General features: G+C 64.3%; 20 protein-coding genes and 1 tRNA gene. 15 read left to right on the forward strand and 6 right to left on the reverse strand.

The window, feature by feature from the left end; translation table 11 throughout:
• Positions 1-3 precede the first annotated feature (3 nt).
• Together GGD67_RS31705 and GGD67_RS31710 are read left to right on the forward strand one after the other, a co-directional pair.
• Positions 4-879: an amidohydrolase gene (locus tag GGD67_RS31705; RefSeq protein ID WP_179738331.1), complete on the forward strand. Its 876-nt coding sequence runs from the start codon at positions 4-6 to the stop codon at positions 877-879.
• Positions 880-1,062: 183 nt separating this feature from the next.
• Complete coding sequence (locus tag GGD67_RS31710; RefSeq protein WP_246784474.1) at positions 1,063-2,586, forward strand: tannase/feruloyl esterase family alpha/beta hydrolase; 1,524 nt, start codon at positions 1,063-1,065, stop codon at positions 2,584-2,586.
• Between the two features lie 29 nt (positions 2,587-2,615).
• On the opposite strand, the gene GGD67_RS31715 is transcribed toward GGD67_RS31710, so the two are convergent.
• The gene (locus GGD67_RS31715; protein WP_179738335.1) at positions 2,616-3,623 is read right to left on the reverse strand and encodes an LLM class flavin-dependent oxidoreductase; all 1,008 of its coding nucleotides are present in this window, start codon (positions 3,621-3,623) and stop codon (positions 2,616-2,618) included.
• 423 nt (positions 3,624-4,046) lie between these two features.
• On the opposite strand from GGD67_RS31715, the gene GGD67_RS31720 reads away from it, so the two are divergent.
• From GGD67_RS31720 to GGD67_RS31730, 3 genes are all read left to right on the forward strand, one after another.
• Positions 4,047-4,535 carry a Twin-arginine translocation pathway signal gene (locus GGD67_RS31720; protein ID WP_179738337.1) on the forward strand — a complete coding sequence of 163 codons (489 nt, stop codon included), beginning with the start codon at positions 4,047-4,049 and terminating at the stop codon, positions 4,533-4,535.
• A gap of 12 nt (positions 4,536-4,547) precedes the next feature.
• Positions 4,548-5,210 carry a ferric reductase-like transmembrane domain-containing protein gene (locus tag GGD67_RS31725; protein WP_179738346.1) on the forward strand — a complete coding sequence of 221 codons (663 nt, stop codon included), beginning with the start codon at positions 4,548-4,550 and terminating at the stop codon, positions 5,208-5,210.
• 61 nt (positions 5,211-5,271) lie between these two features.
• A complete protein-coding gene (locus GGD67_RS31730) occupies positions 5,272-5,748 on the forward strand; it encodes a cyclic nucleotide-binding domain-containing protein (RefSeq protein WP_179738348.1) in 477 nt (158 codons plus the stop codon).
• A 133-nt stretch (positions 5,749-5,881) separates the two neighbouring features.
• On the opposite strand, the gene GGD67_RS31735 is transcribed toward GGD67_RS31730, so the two are convergent.
• The 4 genes from GGD67_RS31735 to GGD67_RS31750 all read right to left on the reverse strand — a co-directional run bounded on the left by GGD67_RS31735 (position 5,882) and on the right by GGD67_RS31750 (position 9,905).
• Positions 5,882-7,090, reverse strand: coding sequence for a DUF418 domain-containing protein (locus GGD67_RS31735; protein WP_179738350.1), 1,209 nt, complete (start codon positions 7,088-7,090; stop codon positions 5,882-5,884).
• Between the two features lie 1,049 nt (positions 7,091-8,139).
• Positions 8,140-8,607, reverse strand: a complete 468-nt coding sequence (locus tag GGD67_RS31740) for a DUF4440 domain-containing protein (protein WP_179738352.1) — start codon at positions 8,605-8,607, stop codon at positions 8,140-8,142.
• Positions 8,608-9,404: 797 nt separating this feature from the next.
• Positions 9,405-9,755 carry a RidA family protein gene (locus tag GGD67_RS31745; protein ID WP_018321254.1) on the reverse strand — a complete coding sequence of 117 codons (351 nt, stop codon included), beginning with the start codon at positions 9,753-9,755 and terminating at the stop codon, positions 9,405-9,407.
• Between the two features lie 75 nt (positions 9,756-9,830).
• Positions 9,831-9,905 (reverse strand) — tRNA-Thr (locus GGD67_RS31750).
• Positions 9,906-10,221: 316 nt separating this feature from the next.
• Here GGD67_RS31750 and GGD67_RS31755 point away from each other — a divergent pair.
• The 5 genes from GGD67_RS31755 (at position 10,222) to GGD67_RS31775 (ending at position 14,350) form a co-directional block, all read left to right on the forward strand.
• Positions 10,222-10,410 carry a hypothetical protein gene (locus tag GGD67_RS31755; RefSeq protein WP_018321256.1) on the forward strand — a complete coding sequence of 63 codons (189 nt, stop codon included), beginning with the start codon at positions 10,222-10,224 and terminating at the stop codon, positions 10,408-10,410.
• Between the two features lie 26 nt (positions 10,411-10,436).
• The gene (locus tag GGD67_RS31760; protein WP_246784479.1) at positions 10,437-12,143 is read left to right on the forward strand and encodes a cyclic nucleotide-binding domain-containing thioredoxin-disulfide reductase; all 1,707 of its coding nucleotides are present in this window, start codon (positions 10,437-10,439) and stop codon (positions 12,141-12,143) included.
• A gap of 127 nt (positions 12,144-12,270) precedes the next feature.
• Positions 12,271-12,579 carry an EthD family reductase gene (locus tag GGD67_RS31765; protein WP_179738356.1) on the forward strand — a complete coding sequence of 103 codons (309 nt, stop codon included), beginning with the start codon at positions 12,271-12,273 and terminating at the stop codon, positions 12,577-12,579.
• Between the two features lie 306 nt (positions 12,580-12,885).
• Positions 12,886-13,395 carry a hypothetical protein gene (locus tag GGD67_RS31770; RefSeq protein WP_179738358.1) on the forward strand — a complete coding sequence of 170 codons (510 nt, stop codon included), beginning with the start codon at positions 12,886-12,888 and terminating at the stop codon, positions 13,393-13,395.
• Between the two features lie 130 nt (positions 13,396-13,525).
• Positions 13,526-14,350 (forward strand): alpha/beta fold hydrolase, encoded by an 825-nt coding sequence (locus GGD67_RS31775; RefSeq protein WP_179738361.1) that lies wholly within the window; start codon positions 13,526-13,528, stop codon positions 14,348-14,350.
• 216 nt (positions 14,351-14,566) lie between these two features.
• Here the strand turns inward: GGD67_RS31775 and GGD67_RS31780 are convergent, their stop codons facing one another.
• Positions 14,567-15,208 carry a TetR/AcrR family transcriptional regulator gene (locus GGD67_RS31780; protein ID WP_018321261.1) on the reverse strand — a complete coding sequence of 214 codons (642 nt, stop codon included), beginning with the start codon at positions 15,206-15,208 and terminating at the stop codon, positions 14,567-14,569.
• A gap of 84 nt (positions 15,209-15,292) precedes the next feature.
• Between GGD67_RS31780 and GGD67_RS31785 the strand changes: the two genes are divergently transcribed.
• From GGD67_RS31785 to GGD67_RS31805, 5 genes are all read left to right on the forward strand, one after another.
• The gene (locus GGD67_RS31785) at positions 15,293-16,231 is read left to right on the forward strand and encodes an SDR family oxidoreductase (protein WP_179738363.1); all 939 of its coding nucleotides are present in this window, start codon (positions 15,293-15,295) and stop codon (positions 16,229-16,231) included.
• Between the two features lie 26 nt (positions 16,232-16,257).
• A complete protein-coding gene (locus tag GGD67_RS31790; RefSeq protein ID WP_179738365.1) occupies positions 16,258-16,917 on the forward strand; it encodes an epimerase in 660 nt (219 codons plus the stop codon).
• Positions 16,918-16,999: 82 nt separating this feature from the next.
• On the forward strand, positions 17,000-17,449 hold the full coding sequence (locus GGD67_RS31795; RefSeq protein ID WP_104463564.1) for a DUF2948 family protein: 450 nt from the start codon (positions 17,000-17,002) through the stop codon (positions 17,447-17,449).
• Between the two features lie 145 nt (positions 17,450-17,594).
• A complete protein-coding gene (hisD, locus tag GGD67_RS31800) occupies positions 17,595-18,890 on the forward strand; it encodes a histidinol dehydrogenase (protein WP_179738367.1) in 1,296 nt (431 codons plus the stop codon).
• Entirely contained in the window at positions 18,887-19,384 is a 498-nt protein-coding gene (locus GGD67_RS31805; RefSeq protein ID WP_018321266.1) for a UPF0262 family protein, read from the forward strand. Before hisD ends, GGD67_RS31805 begins: the two co-directional genes overlap by 4 nt.
• Positions 19,385-19,386: the final 2 nt, after the last annotated feature.

The raw sequence follows: 19,386 nt of genomic DNA on the forward strand, positions 1-19,386 counted from the left end.
CGCATGCCGACCTATCTGCCGTTCGATCCCAATCCGCGCCGCCCCATCAAGGCGCCGCCGCCGAAGACGGTCGACAGCCAGTTTCACGTGCTGGGTCCGATCGACAAATATCCGGAACGACCCGGCGCGGCCTACCGCATGCCGACCGCGACCTGGGAGGCCGCGCTGCGCGTCCACAAGGCGCTCGGCATCGAGCGCGGCATCATCGTGCAGACCACGACCTACGGCGCCGACCATGCCGTCGTGCTCGACGGCCTCGCCGCGATGGGCCCGAACTATCGCGGCTGCGCCAACGCACTGGTGTTCGCGGAGGCGAACGACGCCTATCTCGCCAAGCTGCATGACGCCGGCGTGCGCGGCGCGCGCTTCAGCTTCCGCCAGGAGCTCGGCGCGGTGTTGTCGGATGCCGATTTCGCCCGCGCCATCGCCCGCATCCGTGAGCTCGGCTGGTACGTCAAGATCCAGCCGGAGAAGGACGGCATCATATCGAGCGTCGCCAAATACGAGAATCTCGACGTCCCCGTGCTGATCGATCACATGGCGCGCCCCGATCCGGAAGCCGGCAAGAGCGATCCGAATTTGCGCAAGATGCTCGAGCTGCTCAAGAAGGGCAATTTCTGGGTGATGCTCTCGCTCGGCGAGAAGACCTCGAAGGCCGGCGCGCCCTATGACGACGTGATCCCGATCGCGCGCGCCTATATCGAGGCCGCCGTCGACCGCTGTGTCTGGGCCAGCGACTGGCCGCACCCGGTCTCCGTCAAGCAGCCGCCCAACGACGCCGATCTGCTCGAGCTGATGTACCGCTACGCCCCGGACCAGGCGGAGCTGGAGAAGATTCTCGTCCACAATCCGGCCAAGCTGTTCGGCTTTCCGGACTAGTCGGAGCATTCACGGTCGGGGGACCGCATGTTGATCGTTTCGGCACGTAGGCTGCGTCGTCCGGTTTGGCAGGCCGCGCTTGCTTGCATCGCAAGTGTTGCCTCCACCGCAATCGCAGCAGCAAGCGACACCGTCCCGCCCGTGACCGCATGCGATCGGCTCCACCAGGAGTCCGGTCCGACGATGCGCGTCAGCGAGGCGCAGTCACGTCCGGCGGCCGGCGGCCTCGCCGCGCATTGCGAGGTGATCGCTTATCTCGACGAGCGAACCGGCGCCGACGGCCAGAAGTTTGCGATTGGCCTGCATCTCCGATTGCCGGACGCATGGAACGGCCGCTTCGTGTTCCAGGGACAGGGCGGCACCGATGGTGTTCTCGGCAGCGGCGATGCGCAGCCCGGCGGCGGACAGCCGAGCGCGCTCAATCAGGGCTACGCGACGGTTACGACCGACGCCGGCCACGCCAACGCGCCGGGCCCTCTCGGCGGCGCCAGCTTCGGCCTCGATCCGCAGGCGCGGATCGATTTCGGCTATCGCGCCGACGATGTCGTGACGCGGCAGGCGAAGCACTTCATCCAGGCTTACTACGGCCGCTTGCCAAAATACTCCTATTTCCTGGGCTGCTCCAATGGCGGACGGCACGGCATGGCGATCACGCAGCGCTTCCCCGACCATTTCGATGGCGTGGCGGCCGGTGCACCGGCATTTCGAATGCCCGAGAAGGGGCTCTCGGGCGCCGCCGTGACGCAAGCCTTTGCGGCGATCGCACCGAAGGCGCCGGACGGCCGCCCCATCCTGGCGCAGGCCTTGTCCCAGGCCGATATGGACTTGCTCTCCAAGGCGATCGTTCAGTCCTGCGATGCAGCCGACGGGCTTGCCGACGGCATCATCGACAATGTGTCGGCCTGTCGTTTTTCTCCGCGCACGCTGCAATGTCCCGCCGAGAAGACCGCGAGTTGTCTCTCCGCCGCGCAGGTCACAGCGGTCGAGAACTATTTCGAGGGACCGACCACGGCCCAGGGCCGCAGGATCTATGCGCCCTATCCCTATGATTCCGGCATCGCCATGGAGGGATGGCGGCGCTGGATTCTCGGCACCGCACCCGACAGCCGCGTCAACGCCTTCAACGTCTCCTTTGGCGCGACGCTGGCCTATCTCTATATGACGCCGCCCCACGCGCCCTTGGCGGACGAAGCTGAGGCCGTCTACGATTTCTATCGCTCCGTCGATGTGACGGAAGCCCACGCGAAAATCTTCGGCACGAGCGCGGCGATGCCGGAAAGCTCCGTGCAGACGATCTCGGCGAACGCGGTCGATCTCTCGGGTTTCCGTGCGCGGCGCGGCAAGCTGCTGCTCTATCACGGCGTCAGCGATCCCACGTTCTCCGCGCTGGATACGCTCGATTGGTACAATCGCCTCACGAATGCGGTGGGCGGAGAAAAAGAAACGGCCGACTTCGCCCGCCTCTTCCTCGTGCCCGGCATGAACCATTGTTCGGGAGGGCCTGCCACCGACAGCTTCGACGTGCTGACCCCGCTGGTGAACTGGGTCGAGCAGGGCCGCGCGCCTGAGCGCATCCAAGCTCGTGCGGGTGCGAAGACGCCCTGGCCGGAGCGCAGCCGGCCGCTGTGCCCCTATCCGCGCCAGGCGCGCTATCTCGGCCAAGGCAGCATCGAGCAGGCCGATAACTTCACCTGCGCCGTCCCTTAAGCCGCCGCGACGCTCGCGGCGCGCAGGGCTCACGCCGCCGGCTGCTTCGCCAGCCGGTCCCGCACCTCGGCCGCGATCTCGAACGAGCGCAGCCGCGCGGTGTGGTCGTAGATCTGCCCGGTGGTGATCAGCTCGTCCGCGCCGGTATCAGTGATCAACGCCTTCAGCTTCGCCTCAATCACATCGGGTGAGCCGACCGCGGAGCAGGACAGCGACTGGCCGACCATGGCCTTTTCCGCCGGCGACCACAGCGCGTCCATGTCGTCCACCGGCGGCGGCAGCGGCCCCGGCGTGCCGCGGCGCAAGTTGATGAATGCCTGCTGCAGCGAGGAGAACATCCGCTGCGCCTCGGCGTCGCTATCGGCCGCGAACAAATTGACGCCGATCATCGCATAGGGCTTGTCGAGCTGCGCCGATGGCTCGAAGCGCGCGCGATATTCGCGCAGCGCCGGCATCATCATCTGCGGCGCGAAATGCGAGGCGAACGCGAACGGCAGGCCCAGCATCGCGGCAAGCTGCGCGCCAAAGGTGCTCGATCCCAAAATCCAGAGCGGCACCCTGGTCCCCATGCCGGGCACGGCGCGGATCGCCTGGTTCGGTTGCACGTCGCCAAGCAGCGCCTGCAGCTCCAGCACGTCATGCGGAAAGTTCTCGGAGCTGGTGGCGAGGTCGCGCCGCAGCGCCCGCGCGGTGAACTGGTCGGTGCCGGGCGCGCGCCCAAGCCCGAGATCGATCCGCTCGGGATAGAGCGATTCCAGCGTGCCGAACTGCTCGGCAATGACCAGCGGCGAGTGGTTCGGCAGCATGATCCCGCCAGAGCCGACGCGGATCGTCTTCGTTCCGCCCGCGATATGCCCGATCACCACCGACGTCGCCGCGCTCGCGATGCCCGTCATGTTGTGATGCTCGGCCAGCCAGAACCGCTTGAAGCCCCAGCCTTCCGCGTGCCGGGCGAGATCCAGCGAGTTGCGGAACGCCTGCGCGGCGTCGCCGCCCTGGCAAATCGGCGCGAGGTCGAGCACGGAGAAGGGGATCATGGGGAGGGTACCGGCGAGAAGGAGCTGTGCCACCACATGTAGTGTCCGTGCGCAGGAAGGGTAGAGCACTTGCGAACCCATCATCCTTCGCCGCCGAACGAGCCAGATGAGTTTCGCTCCGCTTGACCCATGCTACGAAGCTGTTCGAGCGGCCGCGCACCCGTTCACAACACTGTTATTGCGACCCGTTGCGCCCTGCGTCGTAACTGGGCGTTTCAGGCCTGTTGTTGTATCGTTGAAGCAGCAATTGCCCGCTAGTCGCGTGTCCCGGACGCGGTGCAGCGTGAAACGCTGCTCCGCAGAGCCGGAACCCATCAGGCTAGGCCCCGGCTCTGCAGCGCATCACTGCGTGCTGCACCGCGTCCGGGGCACGAGAAATCATCGTACGGCGCGCCATCGCGCCGACCGCCCGGAGGAACTGACATGACCACGGTCGTATTCAACCGCCGCAATCTTCTCGCCGCCGGCGGCGCCGTTCTGGCAACCGGCGTGTCCGGCCTCCTGCTGCCGGCCCGTGCGGCAGGCCTCGCGCCGACCGAAACGATGTCGGGTGGTGCGAACAACTACCGCAAGGGCGCGGCGATCGTGGATCGCATCGGCAAGGGCGGTTTCTGGATGAGCGGCACCGTCCGCCGCGCCGGCGACGGCGCGCCGCTCGGCGGGCAGCGTATCCAGATCTGGGCGCATACGGTCGAAGGCCAGGAGCACGAGCCGCAGAGCCACGGCGCCACCCTCACCGACAAGGACGGCAAGTTCCGGCTCGAGATGCCGCAGATCATTCCGATCTTCGGCCAGCCGCATGGACACCTTGCCTATGACAGCGGCGAATTCAAAACCGTCTTCCTGCGGCCGGTGATGCGGAGCGCCAAGGAAACCAGCCTCGAAGCGCATTTCGTCCTGCAGCCGGCCTGATCGGGCCAGCGAATGACGGGGTGGAGATTGGCCCGGGCGATCCTGATCTGGGTTGCCCTCGCCCTGGCCATCGGCGTTCCGATCGCAGCTGCTGCGACGAGCGAGCAGCTCGCATGGCGTGGACCGGTTTATATCCTCGCAGGATTCGCCGGGATTATCGCGCTCGGTCTCGTGCTGGTTCAGCCGCTGCTGATCGGCGGATATCTGGCGCCGCTGTCGGCCTATCGCGGGCGGCGTGCCCATCACTGGATCGGCGGCACGCTCGCCTTCGCGGTGGTGATCCACGTTGCCGGCCTCTGGATCACCAGCCCGCCCGACATGATCGACGCTCTCACCTTCTCATCGCCGACGCCTTTCTCCCCCTTCGGCGTGGTCGCCATGTGGGCCATCTTCATTGTTGCGCTGCTGGCGTCCCTGCGCCGGCGGTTGGAACTGCGACCGCGAACCTGGCGCATCATTCATATTCCGCTGGCGATCGTCATCGTCGCGGGCAGCGTGGTCCATTGCCTCCTGATCGAGGGCACGATGGAGACGATCTCGAAGGTCGTGCTGTGCATGTTGGTCCTTGCGGTGACGGTGAAAGTCATGATCGACCTGCAGGTCTGGCGAAAGCGACGGACGCTGCGCGGGGAGAGTGGCGCGCGGTCCGCGGCCGAGGGCCCCGGATTACTCTAACGCTCTATTCGGCTACGGCGCTCTGCTTGCCGCTGATGGCGACGGGGCGTATCCTTGCGCAATGGCTGTCAGTGCTCCCGATCTGGAAGCGTTCCTGCTCGCGACGCCGTTCTTCGGCGGTCTTCTGGAGCCAGGTCTCGACCTCCTGATGTCCATGCTGGTCGAGCGCAGCTTCGACGCCGGCGCAACCGTCGTGGCGGAAGGCGAGCCGGGGCGCTCGATGTTCATCGTCAAATCCGGCCGGCTCGCGGTGAGCAAGCGGGCGAATGCGGGCAGCGTCATCCCGATTTCGATACTGGAGCGCGGCGACTTCTTCGGTGAGATGACGCTGATCGAAATGCAAAACCGCTCGGCAACGGTGGTCGCGGAGGTGCCGACGGTGCTGTACGAGCTGACCGCCCAAAATCTCTACGCCTGCTACAAGGCCGACATCCACGCCTATGTGATCGTCCTGCAGAACATCAATCGCGAGCTGTGCCGGCGCTTGCGCCGTGCGGATGAGCGGTTTGCCCGACGCGCGGCGGGTAACGACAATTGATGGTGCGTCGGATGAGTAGAGCACTCGCGAAACCCACATGCTTAGTCAGCGCCTCGAAAGGATTTGACGGGTTTCGCTTCCGACTTCGCTCATTGAGCTACGGCGGACAAGTCGCTTGACCCATTCTACGGACTTAGGCCGCCCGTCGGCCCGAGTCGTTGAGCCCAGCCCCTAGAAGCGGCTGTGGCGTGCCGTACATGAGCGTTCGCCATAACCATTCGACGGGACCATATCGGTGCCGACCTAACCACCATCCGCTGAAGATGACCTGGGCGACATAGACCACGAGCCCGATCGCGAGCGCTTCGGCGGCGCCGAGAAGACCGAAGAGCCCAAGGCCGTAGCCATAGAAGATCCACCCGAAGATTACGGATTGGGCGAGATAGTTCGTGAACGCCATGCGGCCCAGCGGCGCGGCCCAGCCCAGCAACGCTTTCCCCCTGGCCGAGCTGGCGATAGCGATAATGATGGCACCGTAGCCGAGCGCAAGCAGGATCGTGCCTGCGGGAGTGGCCAGTACGCCGAAACTCGTGCCGGCCATCGCGTTCCCTGCTCTCAGCAGGATAATGGCTGCACCGAGACCAACGCAGCCGGCCCCAGCCGTGAACAGGAGGATGTGATTCGGCTTTTGCAGGACGCCGCTGCGCCACACAAATGCACCCAATAGAAACAGGCCCAGGGTGCGAGGGAAGACATAGATGTGCAGCGGGAGGATCAAAGCGATTTCGCGAAGCCGGAACGCCAGCACCTCACCGAAGTTTCCAGTTGCATAGACGCGGTTCGCCTCTTCCACAATGCCTTGGATCGACGCGAGGCTGGGGAACAGCCCGGGCGGCGACCATACCTGCATCGTCAGGTAAAGCCCGAGAAACGCGGCCGCGCCTGCCAGCAAGAGCCAGCGGGGACCAAACAGGAACGGCAGAACGACGAGACCCGCTATCGCATATTCGGTGAGAATGTCGCCATTCCAGATCAGGCACAGGTGAATCAATCCGAATATCAGCAAGACAAGCACACGGCGAAACAACAGAAGCACGCGACGCGAGTTCGCCGCAAGATGCTCGAACTGGATTGCGAGTCCCACGCCGAACAGGAGCGAGAACAGCGCAAACGCCTTCATGTCCACGGCCAGCATCAAGACCGTCTCGACAGCTCGATCCAGGGACGATGCAGGCTGTTTAGCCGGCAGGAACTGCTGGAAGATCGAGACGCGGAATTCGGTAACCAGGTTGATCGCCAGAACGCCAAGCAGAGCCACGCCACGAAGTGCATCGATGCTTTCAATGCGGTCGGAAGGGCTTATGGGGCCGGGGAGGCTTTCGTGGATCGGAGCCAAGACCATTGTGCCACGACTATAGATTGTAGCACGAATTTGGGTAGCCTCATTTCGCCTATGGACCCCTGCACCGGCACTCTAAGCGCAGAACTCTTCGCGCGTGGGATGGGTAGAGCCCTTGCGAAACCCATCACGTTTCGTCACCGCCTCGAAAGGATTTGATGGGTTTCGCTTCCGCCTTCGCTCATTGAGCTAAGGCGGACAGGTCGACACCCATCCTGCGAGCCCGCGCCCTGATACGGTTACAGCAACGCCATCGCGTGCAGTGAGTTTCTATGAAAGCCGAAGGCAACGACGCCGGAGAGAAGCAACGCAATCCCGGTCACGATCAGGCAACACGCAAACACTATCGGAGCCCCTGGTTCATCATCCACGACAAAGACGATAATAGATAAAATTTTACCGACAATCGAAAGGAAGAATTAACCTTACCTGCGCAGCCAAACCGGCCGGAGCTCGGTATCAGCGCGTAGGATGGGCGGAGCGCAGCGATCGTGCCTTGGCCTGAACAAACGGCTGCGCGGGCGGATGAGCGGTTCGCGGCACTGCAGATGAATGGCCGAAAATTGATGGTGCGCAGGGGACAGAGCCGTGCGAAACCATCATGTTTTGCCGCTGAGATCGGCCTCGAGGATCTTGGCAGTCACGACTTGTCGTGCGCGTACTTCTCCAAGACCAGTCGATTATACTCGTCCCTGACGGCTCTGCGGGAAATATGTCCCTTCCGGTCCTTGGCGATTTTCAGAAGATCAGGGTCGGTCGGTGCCTTCGATTTCCGCCGAAATCTCGCAAAGAGAGGGGTCGTCGGCTCCGACATCCTTACAAACAGGCGGTCGAACCATCCCATTGTGTCCTCCCGGACAGGCTGCGAGCCAAAGATTATCACCATGAAACGAGGGGTCAACGTGCAGTGCAACGGCATCTTATAAGCCGCCCGGTTCACCCCGAGCGGCCGCGCCCAATCGGACGGAGAGCCATCAGTTCTTGTGGCTCGCTTGATGAGATGCGAACCAACTGGCGCCATTGTTCCGAAGCATTCGGCAAATGAATTTGGTCTATGGCTGAGGCGCAGGAATTGGAAGGATGCTTGTTATCTTCCAACCGTCGCCCGTTTTCACCAGCACTTGATTCATCAGGAACCGTGTCGGCTGCGCAGTCTGCCCAGGCGGTGAAATCATAAAGGTTATTGGCACATAGAGTTGCGCCACCCCCGTCTGCAATTCGATGACCTTCAGTTCGTCCATTTTCGGGTCGAGGGACCAAGTGCCTTGATACAGGGTCTCAAAGCGCTTGATGGCTGCGGCGTGACCCCAGACGGGGGCGCCACGGGTGATCCACAAGAACTGAGCTGAATCTTGCAAAAGCTCACCAACCTCCTTGAGGTCATGAGCGTTTTGTGCGGCAACAAATCTTGCGAAAAGAGCCTTCACCTCGTCCTCGCTGCCCGCGCGAACCGCGTCAGCCGTAGTCAGGAGCAGGAATGAAGCGAAGAGAGCCAGATGGCTTCGTGCGCGGAAGGTCATGATCGTCCTCCCTCGATGTCGCGGCGAAGAACCGCTCGCGGTTATCCGTCGCAACAGAAAATTACCCCAACGATGGTCCAAATACCACGTGATTTAGGACGCCATGGCCGGTGGGTAGGAGTCCTGCATCGGGCCAAAACCCGATATTGACCGCAACGCTTCTGACCCGTCGGGCAAAACACCCAAATCCCGTCAACCCCTTCCCGTAAATATATTCCACTTTACCGAAATTCGGAATTGCGGCATATTCCCGCCATCCCGGCCCGAGGAGAGGGGCGATCGTACGTCGCAACGAACGTGGGCCGGGGTGCGATGGACGCGGCTGCGTCGGGCACGGGAAGGCGGGACCAGGGCGGGTGAACCTCGTGAGGTCCTTCTCCGTGTGACGAACGAAGCAGTCGCGTACGGCTAAACCATGTGGTCCTGGCTGTCGTTGCTACAGCCAAGCTTTCGCGAAGATGCATCGGCCGACCGGACGCGGTGCATCGGTTTTCGCGAGGTGACGGAGGCCAGAAGGAATTCGGCTCCGGGGAGAGCAGGCATAGGCCGTCAACCCATCGCGCAGGGAAGGCCGGGTGTTTTCCGGCCCACCTGTTGTCCGCTTGCGCATTTGCGTGTGCAAATTCTTCGCGCAGCGGGTCATGGGTGCCAGCCGGCACCCGGTCTTCCCTGCGCCCTCTTCAAGGAAGAGGGTCAAGGAAAACAGCAAAACTCGGACGCTTCGCGCCGCGAGAACGTTGCTTGATGTGTGAACACTGGAATGACCGCGCGCTCTCGCCTCGCCCGTGTCGCTCCAGTCAGCGGCGGGCGGCGATCGCCGTCAGCTCCAGCTTGATGCCCGGGCCGAGATCCGCAACGCCAACGGCCGCACGCGCCGGCAGATGGTCCGCGGGGAAATAGCGCTTCCACACCTGGTTGAACGCCGCCTTGTCGGCGAGATCAGCCACAAAGATCGTCACCTGCAGAACGCGGGAGAGATCGGAGCCGGCCCCCTCGAGCAGGGTCTTCATCTGGCGCAGCACATCGTCGGCCTGGCCCGTCATATCGAGCCCCGCATCCTCGGGGACGATGCCGCCGAGATAAAGCACGCCATTATGCTCGACGATCTCGTGGAGCAGTCCTTCATAGGGCAGGGAACGTGTGATCACGATCGCATCCGGGTGTTGCGGGCTCGCTGGCCAGGCGCAAGGCTTGTTCAACAGGGCTCGCTGCAATGGGGAAAATGGTGCTGCCAGACAGGATTGAACTGTCGACCTCTCCATTACCAATGGAGTGCTCTACCACTGAGCTACGGCAGCATGTGCTGGTGAAGAATCGAGCGCCCGAGGGGCGCTACCAAGCGGGCCGATATCTGCCACAAGCCCCCCTCCTGTGCAAGCTTGCTAGGCCCGTCAAACCGAGAAAATCGGGCCGATATCGCGGCCAAAATGCCCATTTTGACGCAAAATCACCGACTTCCCGCCGAATCGGGCCCCGATATCCCCCGCCAACTGGCCAGTTGCCCCAGGCCTCGGATTCGATCCATTTCGCGTTTCGCACGAATGGATCGCGCTCGCCTCTTGAGCTGTCGCCATTCGGTGGCATCCTGCCGCCGATCGATGTGATGGACCCGTGATGGCTAACGAGACCGACAAGAGCACGAACGAGGCGAGGACGTCCCGGGATGACCGCCTGAAAGCGGCGCTGCGCGAAAACCTGAAGCGGCGGAAGCTGCAGGCGCGCGAACGCGCCGCAAGCACGGACCCCTCGCAGAATGACGATGGTTCCCTAAATGAGGGGACCGCCGGGAAAGCCGGCACCTAAGAATTTTGGAATGAGTGAGAATGACGATGGGGCAGAACGGACAGCAACCAACCGGTGATGAAGCGCTGATGTCGCGCTTCACCCGCCCCGAGCAGACCTTTCCGACGCTGACTCCGGCCGAGATCGAGCGGATCAGGCATTTCGGCGAGGTCCGCAGCTATGCGGACGGTGAGTTCCTGTTCGAGACCGGCAAGCCCGGGCCCGGCATGTTCGTCGTGCTGAAGGGCCACGTTGCCATCACGCAGCGCGATGGCCTCGGCCACGTCACCCCTGTCATCGACCAGGGGCCGGGGCAATTTCTGGCCGAGCTCAGCCAGCTCTCGGGCCAGCCGGCGCTGGTCGACGGCCGTGCCGAGGGTGATGTCGAGACGCTGTTGTTGCCGCCGGACCGGCTGCGCGCGCTGCTGGTCGCCGAGGCCGATCTCGGCGAGCGCATCATGCGTGCGCTGATCCTGCGCCGGGTCAATCTGATCCAGGGCGGCATCGGCGGCCCCGTGCTGATCGGGCCGTCGAACTCCGCCGGCGTGGTGCGGTTGCAGGGCTTTCTCACTCGCAACGGTCAGCCGCATCATCTGCTCGATCCCGATCGTGATCCCGACGCGGGCGAATTGATCGCGCGCTATTCGCCCAAACCCGAAGACTGGCCGCTGGTCGTCGCCGCAAGCGGTGCGGTGCTGCGCAACCCCAGCGAAACCGATCTTGCCCGCGCCATCGGCATGATCGGCGGCGCCAAGGACGGCCGCATCTACGACGTTGCGGTCGTCGGCTGCGGACCGGCCGGGCTTGCCACCGCAGTGTATGCGGCGTCCGAAGGGTTGTCCGTCGCGGTGCTCGACATCCGCGCCTTCGGCGGCCAGGCCGGCGCCAGTGCGCGCATCGAAAATTATCTGGGCTTTCCGACCGGCATCTCGGGCCAGGCCCTGACAGCGCGCGCCTTCACCCAGGCGCAGAAGTTCGGCGCCGACATCATGATTCCCGTGACGGTGAAGTCGCTCGACTGCACGCGCAAGGACGGCGCATTCGCGGTGGCGCTCGACGGCTGCGATCCCTTGCGCTCGCGCGCGGTGGTGGTCGCGAGCGGCGCGCGCTATCGCCGGCCAGAGATCGCAAACCTCGACAAGTTCGAGGGACGCGGCGTCTGGTACTGGGCCTCACCGGTCGAGGCGCGGCTCTGCGCCGGCGAGGAGGTGGCGCTGGTCGGTGCCGGCAATTCGGCAGGCCAGGCGGCGGTGTTCCTGTCGGGGCACGCCAAGAAAGTCTTGATGATCATCCGCGGCGGCGGCCTAGGGGCCAGCATGTCGCGCTATCTCATCGAGCGCATCGAAGCGACGCCGAACATCGAATTGATGTTCAACACCGAGATCACCGCGCTCGAGGGCGACGAGGCCGCGCTGCTGCGGCGCATCCGCTGGAAGAGCCGGCTGTCCGATGACGAGGATTCTGCCGACATCCGCAATCTGTTTCTGTTCGTCGGCGCCGATCCCGCCACCGCCTGGCTCGACGGCTGCGGCGTGACGCTCGATCGCGGCGGCTTCGTCGTCACGGGCGCGCAGTCCGAGCAGAACCAGGGCAAGCTGGTGGCGCCGCTGGAGACCTCCGTGCCCGGCGTCTATGCCGTCGGTGACGTCCGCTCCGGCTCGGTCAAGCGCGTCGGCGGCGCGATCGGCGAGGGCGCTCAGGTGGTGGCCTCCCTGCACGGCTATCTCGGCGACGCCGCAAAACCGGCGCTTTAGTCAAGGACAAGACAAGCGAATGGCAAGTCGAATGAGGCTTGCCATCGTGCCGCGTCCTGCGGACTATCGCGGCACCCGCGAGGCGTATCGCCCGCGGAACGAACAAGAGATCAATCGGGAGGACTAAATGGCTGAAATCGTCGTGCTCTATAAGACACCCAAGGATGCTGCGGCCTTCGACAAGTACTACGCCGAGACGCACATTCCGCTCGCCAAGAAACTTCCCGGCCTGAAGAAATACGCCGTCAGCAAGGGACCGGTCGCATCTCCCGCAGGTCCTTCCGGAATCCATCTCGTTGCCATTCTCACCTTCGACAGCGTGGGCGACGTCCAGGCAGCCTTCGGCAGTCCGGAAGGCAAGGCCACCGGCGCCGACGTGCCGAAATTCGCCAGCGGCGGTGCCGATTTGCTGATCTTCGACACCAAGGAAGTGTGAGGCTCGATTCAACTTTCGTTGAAGATCTCGTAGCCCGGATGGAGCGAAGCGTAATCCGGGACCTGCTTTCCTGTGGCACGATTCCCGGATTACGCTGCGCTCCATCCGGGCTACAAAATTCGCGCTACGAACCACAAACTGCCGCCGTTTGTGACAGCGGTGCAAAAAATTCAGCCATGCGTTTGTCGATTCGCACGATGACGCATGGCTTCGCACATGCATGTGACGACAACGCAGGTGGCAATCCCATGAGGGTCGTAATACTACTCTCCTGAATCTTGACGCCAGACGAGTAGGAGAGATGTCATGGTCCTCGGCTTGAGCTTGCCCGCCCTCACGTTGGTCCATGTCGTCATCAGCCTGATCGCCATCGCCGCCGGCCTCGTCGTGATGTTCGGCCTGCTCGGGTCGAAGTCGATGCCGGGCCTCACCGCGATCTTCCTGTTGTTCACGATCCTGACCAGCGCCACCGGCTTCCTGTTTCCGTTCGAGAAGCTGCTGCCCTCGCACATCATCGGCATCATCTCGCTGGTGCTGCTCGCCATCGCCTGCATCGCGCTGTACGGCATGAAGCTCGCCGGCGTCTGGCGTCCGGTCTATGTCGTGACCGCGATGATCTCGCTCTACTTCAACGTTTTCGTGCTGGTCATCCAGTCGTTCCTCAAGGTCCCGGCGCTTGCCGCGCTCGCGCCGGCCGTGGCGCCGGCGCCGCCGTCGGGTCCCGTGTTCGCGGCGGTGCAGGGCATCGTGCTGGTGTTCTTCATCGTGCTCACCATCGGCGCCTGGCGCCGCTTCAAGCCGATGGCGTTTGCCTGATCACACGATTCTCAACATTCCCTGTTGATGCCCGGCATCGCATTCGCGGTCTCGCGCGACTATCTGCGCATCACCGGCGCCTGCTTGCGCACGTGCAGCGTCACTGATCCTCACCGAAAGAGAGTAATCCATGCCCACCATCACCACCAAAGACGGCGTCGAGATCTTCTACAAGGATTGGGGAAGTGGCCAGCCGATCGTGTTCAGCCATGGTTGGCCGTTGTCGGCGGACGACTGGGACGCGCAGATGATTTTTTTCGTCAACAACGGCTATCGCGTCATCGCCCATGACCGCCGCGGCCATGGCCGCTCGTCGCAGGTTTCCGACGGCCACGACATGGATCACTATGCCGACGATCTCGCGGCCGTCACCGCGCATCTCGACCTCAAGAACGCCATCCATGTCGGCCATTCCACCGGCGGCGGCGAAGTCGTGCACTACATCGCGCGCCATGGCGAGAGCCGGGTGGCGAAGGCTGCGATCCTGTCCGCGGTGCCGCCGCTGATGGTGCAGACCGCGGCCAATCCCGGCGGCCTGCCCAAGAGCGTGTTCGACGATCTCCAGAAGCAGCTCGCGGCCAGCCGCACGCAGTTCTATCGCGACCTCCCCGCCGGCCCGTTCTACGGCTACAACCGTCCCGGCGCAAAACCCTCGGAAGCGGTGATCCAGAACTGGTGGCGCCAGGGCATGATGGGCGGCGCCAAGGCCCACTACGACGGCATCGTGGCGTTCTCGCAGACCGACTTCACCGAGGACCTGAAGAAGATCAACGTGCCCGTGCTGGTGATGCACGGCGACGATGACCAGATCGTGCCCTATGCCGATTCTGCGCCGCTGTCGGCCAAGCTGCTCAAGAAGGGCATCCTGAAGACCTACAAGGGTTTCCCGCACGGCATGCCGACCACGCACGCCGAAACCATCAACGCGGACCTGCTGGCGTTTTTCAAGGAGTGAGCAGGATGACTCCTACCCCCTCTCCTTGCGGAGACGGGTGAGGGGTCTCTCTTCGCAAGTCCGAAATCGTAGGATGGGCAAAGGCGCAATTGCGCCGTGCCCACCACCCGCCATAAATTCCGAAGAAGACGTGGGCACGCTTCCGCCTTCGCTCTACGAGCTACGGCGGACAAGTCGCTTTGCCCACGCTACGATACTGGAGGGTGAACGCACCACTCATTTCAAGATCGCCCTGATCGCATCGAAGGTGCGCTTGACGAAAGCCTCCGGCTTCTCCCGCGCGCCTTCGCCGATCCAGCTCTCGCCGCCGACGCGCATCGCGCCGGTGGCGATCATGGCGACGAGCCGCGCCTGCAGCCGGTCGGATTTGGTTCGCCCGCGCTGGGCAAGGCCCTCGGCCAGCGCGCGCTCGAGCTTGTCGTATTTGAGCTGGTCGCGCGCCTGCAGTGCCGGATTGTCGCGCTTGAGTCGCGACATCGCCGCTGCTTCCGCCGGATCGAGCCGCTTGACCGCCGCCGCGATCGCATTCTCCGCCGCCGTCAGCATGGATTCGTCCGCGGGCCGTGCGACGACCTCGGCGACCAGCGCGCTGGCGGCATTCTCCTGCCAGGCGGCCACCACGTCCTCCTTGGACGCGAAATAGTGGAAGAAGCTCCGGCGCGACACGTCCGCCGCCGCCGCGATATCGTCGATGGTCGTGGCCTCGAAGCCGCGCTCCAGGAACAGCGCCATCGCCGCGCGGGTCAACCGCTCGCGGGTCTGTTGCCGCTTGCGCTGGCGCAGGCCGGGCGCGGCCGGGGATTTTCCGTCCCCGGACAATGACTTGACGCGTTTCCGGACCACCTTCGAAGCCTTCAAATTGGTTCACCTCTTGCAAAATTGCACTAAGTGCACATTTAGACCGGTCGCGGGCCTCGTTCCAGCCCCGAACGGAGACATGGCATGACCGACTGGACCACGGCAGACATCCCCTCTCTCGCCGGCAAGACGGCCGTCGTGACGGGGGCGACGGGTGGCCTCGGTTACGAGACGGCGATGGCGCTGGCAGGCGCCGGTGCCATTGTCATACTCACCGGACGCAACGACGCAAAGGGCCTGCGGGCGATCGAAGGCATCTGCGAGCGGTTTCCCAATGCGCTGATCGCCTTTGAGCCTCTCGATCTCGCCAGCCTCGCCTCCGTCGCCGATTTCGCCAGGCGCTTTGCCGCCGGCAACGAGCAGCTCGACCTCCTCGTCAACAATGCCGGCGTGATGGCGCTGCCGAAGCGGCAGCAGACCGAGGATGGTTTCGAGATGCAGCTCGGCACCAATTATCTCGGTCACTACGCGTTGACGGCGCAACTGTTGCCGCAGCTTCGCCGCGCGAAGGCGCCTCGTGTCGTCAATCTCTCGAGCCTTGCGCACCGCTCCGGCGCGATCAATTTCGACGATCTGCAGAGCAAGCATTCCTATCGTCCGTGGCGCGCCTATTGCCAGTCCAAGCTGGCGATGCTGATGTTTTCGCTCGAATTGCAACGTCGCAGCGACGCGGCCGGCTGGGGTGTGGGCAGCATTGCCGCGCATCCCGGCTTTGCGCGCACCGACCTGATTGCGAACGGGCCGGGCGCCAACACGTTCCAGTGGCGGATCGGCCGGCTGCTCCAGCCGCTGTTCAGCCAGTCCGCCGCCGAGGGCGCGCGGCCGACGCTGCTCGCCGCGACTTCGCCCACGGCAGAGCCTGGCGGCTATTACGGCCCGAACGGATTCTACGAAATGAAGGGGGCGCCAGCGCCAGCGCGGATCATGCCACACGCGAAGGATTTCGCCACCGCTGCCATGCTGCGGGATGTCTCGGCGACGTTGACCGGTGTATCCTTCGACGAGATCGCGGCCGCGGCATGAGCCGCGAGCCCGCCAGGAACATCCCGATGCAAGTCATCATCTTCGGTGCGACCGGCATGGTCGGGCAGGGCGTTCTGCGCGAATGCCTGGTCGACACCGGCATCGACCGTGTGCTCGTGGTCGGCCGCAGCCCAACCGGCGTGCGCAACGCCAAGCTCACCGAGATCATGCACGACAATTTTCTGGACTATTCGACGATCGAGGCCCAGCTCACCGGCTTCGATGCCTGCTTTTTCTGCCTCGGCGTGTCCTCGATCGGCATGAGCGAAGATCGCTACCGCCATCTCACCTATGACCTCACGCTTGCGGCTGCGACGACGCTGGCGCGCCTCAATCCGCAGATGGTCTTCACCTACGTCACCGGCGCCGGCACCGATTCCACCGAGCAGGGCTCGCGGATGTGGGCACGGATCAAGGGCAAGACCGAGAACGATCTCTTGAAGCTGCCGTTCCGGGCCGCCTACATGTTCCGGCCCGGCGCGATCCAGCCGCTGCACGGCGCCCGTTCCAAGACCGCTTGGGTGCAGGCGGTCTATACCGCAACCTGGCCGCTCTGGTCGGTGCTGCGCCGACTCTCGCCGCGGCTCGTCACCTCGACCGAGCAGATCGGCCGCGCCATGATCCGCGTCGCCCGGGAGGGGTATCCGCGGAAGGTGCTCGAGATGGAGGATATCAATAGCCTCTAGCCTGCCGGCCCGTTAGTTTGAGCGGAAATTTCGGGGCCTGTGCGCGTTAAACCCTGTCCATTCCGAAGGAGAAGCGTCGGCGATGTCGCCCCAGCTCAAACTGATCGCACTCGACGCCGACGATCTCGCCGTGATCTCGACCCATGTCCAGGACGCCCGTGTCCAGGCCTCTGACATCATCTGGCGGCAGAGCGAGAAGCGGCTTGTGGTCGGGATGAGCCGGCTGGACTGGGAGCAGACGCTGGAGGGCGAGGCCGAGCCGCGCCGGCTGGTCGCCGCGCTCCGCTTCGACCGCGTGCTCGCCTGCAAGTCGCGCAATATCGAGCTCGCCGCTCCCGACAAGGTCCTGGACCTCGTCGGCATCGAATTTCATCCCCGGGACGGGCGCGACGAGGAGCCCGGCGGCAGCGCCCTGCTCTTGTTCGCCGAGGGCGGCGCCATCCGGCTCGACGTCGAATGCCTGGAATGTGAGCTGACCGACCTCGGCGCCGACACGCTGGGAACGGGGTTGGAGATCGAAGGGGAGGGATGAGGTGACCTGTATACCAGCCGCACCGGCTCAGGCCTGCGCCAGAACGGCGGCTTGCGAGGGTTGACGCCGCTTCCCCGCCGCGCCATTGAGCAGGGGACCTGGTGCGCCAATCCGCCCCAAAGACCAGCCAGAAGCCAAGCCAGACATGCCCGTTCGCCTCGACCGCAGCAGCGCCGATTTTGACCAGCGATTCGCGGCCTTCCTCGCCGCCAAACGCGAGGTCTCGGCCGACGTCGAAGCCGCCGCGCGCGCCATCGTCGACGACGTGGCAAAGCGGGGCGATGCCGCGCTGCTCGAGGCCACCGCAAAGTTCGACCGCTTGACGCTGGATGCGGCCTCCTTGCGCGTCTCGGCCGCCGAAGTCGAGGCCGCGAACAAGGCCTGCGAGCCTGCGACGCTGGATGCGCTCAAGCTCGCGCGGGACCGCATCGAAATCTATCATCGCCGGCAGTTGCCGAAGGACGAGCGCTTCACCGACCCGCTCGGCGTCGAGCTCGGCTGGCGCTATACCGCGATCGAATCGGCCGGCCTCTACGTGCCCGGCGGCACTGCGGCCTATCCGTCCTCGGTGCTGATGAACGCGGTGCCTGCAAAAGTCGCCGGCGTCTCGCGCCTGGTGATGGTGGTGCCGTCGCCGGACGGCAAGCTCAATCCGCTGGTGCTGGCGGCGGCCTCGCTGGGCGGCGTCACCGAGATCTACCGCGTCGGCGGCGCGCAGGCCGTGGCGGCGCTGGCGCACGGCACCGCGACGATCGCGCCGGTCGCAAAGATCGTCGGCCCCGGCAATGCCTATGTCGCCGCCGCCAAGCGGCTGGTGTTCGGCAAGGTCGGCATCGACATGATCGCCGGCCCCTCCGAGGTGCTGGTGATCGCCGACGACACCGGCAATGCCGACTGGATCGCCGCCGATCTCCTGGCGCAGGCCGAGCACGATGCCAGCGCGCAGTCGATCCTGATCACCGATTCGGCGCGCCTTGCCGCCGACGTCGAAAAGGCGGTCGAGGCGCAGTTGAAGACGCTGCCGCGCGCCGCGATTGCCGGCGCGTCCTGGGCCGATTTCGGCGCCATCATCATGGTGAAGAACTTAAGCGACAGTATTCCGCTCGCGGACGCGATTGCCGCGGAGCATCTCGAGATCATGACGGCTGATCCCGATGCGCTCGCTGCGAAGATCCGCAATGCCGGCGCGGTGTTCCTCGGGCCCCACACGCCGGAGGCGATCGGCGACTATGTCGGCGGCTCCAATCATGTGCTGCCGACGGCGCGCTCGGCGCGATTCTCCTCAGGGCTGTCGGTGCACGACTTCATGAAGCGCACCTCGATCCTGAGGTGCGGCCCGGATCAGCTGCGCGCGCTCGGTCCTGCCGCGATGACGCTCGGACAAGCGGAGGGGCTGGATGCCCATTCGCGTTCGATTGGATTGCGTCTCAATCTGTCATGACAGTGCTGCCCGAACAGGACGACTCGACCAATCGCATCGTCGGCGTCACGCTCGACGAAGAATCGATCGGCCGTTCCGGGCCTGATATCGAGCATGAGCGTGCGATCGCGATCTACGACCTGATCGAGCAGAACCTGTTCGCGCCCGATGGCGCCGACGGGAAGGGCCCGTTCACACTGCATATCGGCATCACCGGCAACCGGCTGATGTTCGACATCCGCCGCGACGACGGCACGCCCGTCGTCGCGCATCTGTTGTCGCTGACGCCGTTCCGGCGGATCGTGAAGGACTATTTCATGATCTGCGACAGCTACTACCAGGCGATCCGCACCGCGACCCCCGACAAGATCGAGGCCATCGACATGGGTCGGCGCGGCATCCATGACGAGGGGTCGCGTACGCTGCAGGAGCGGCTGAAGGGCAAGGTGCGGGTTGACTTCGAGACCTCGCGCCGGCTGTTCACGCTCATTACTGTCCTTCATTGGAAGGGGTAAGC

Origin of the sequence: Bradyrhizobium sp. IAR9 (genome assembly GCF_013408065.1) — a bacterium.
Classification (GTDB): Bacteria; Pseudomonadota; Alphaproteobacteria; order Rhizobiales; family Xanthobacteraceae; genus Bradyrhizobium.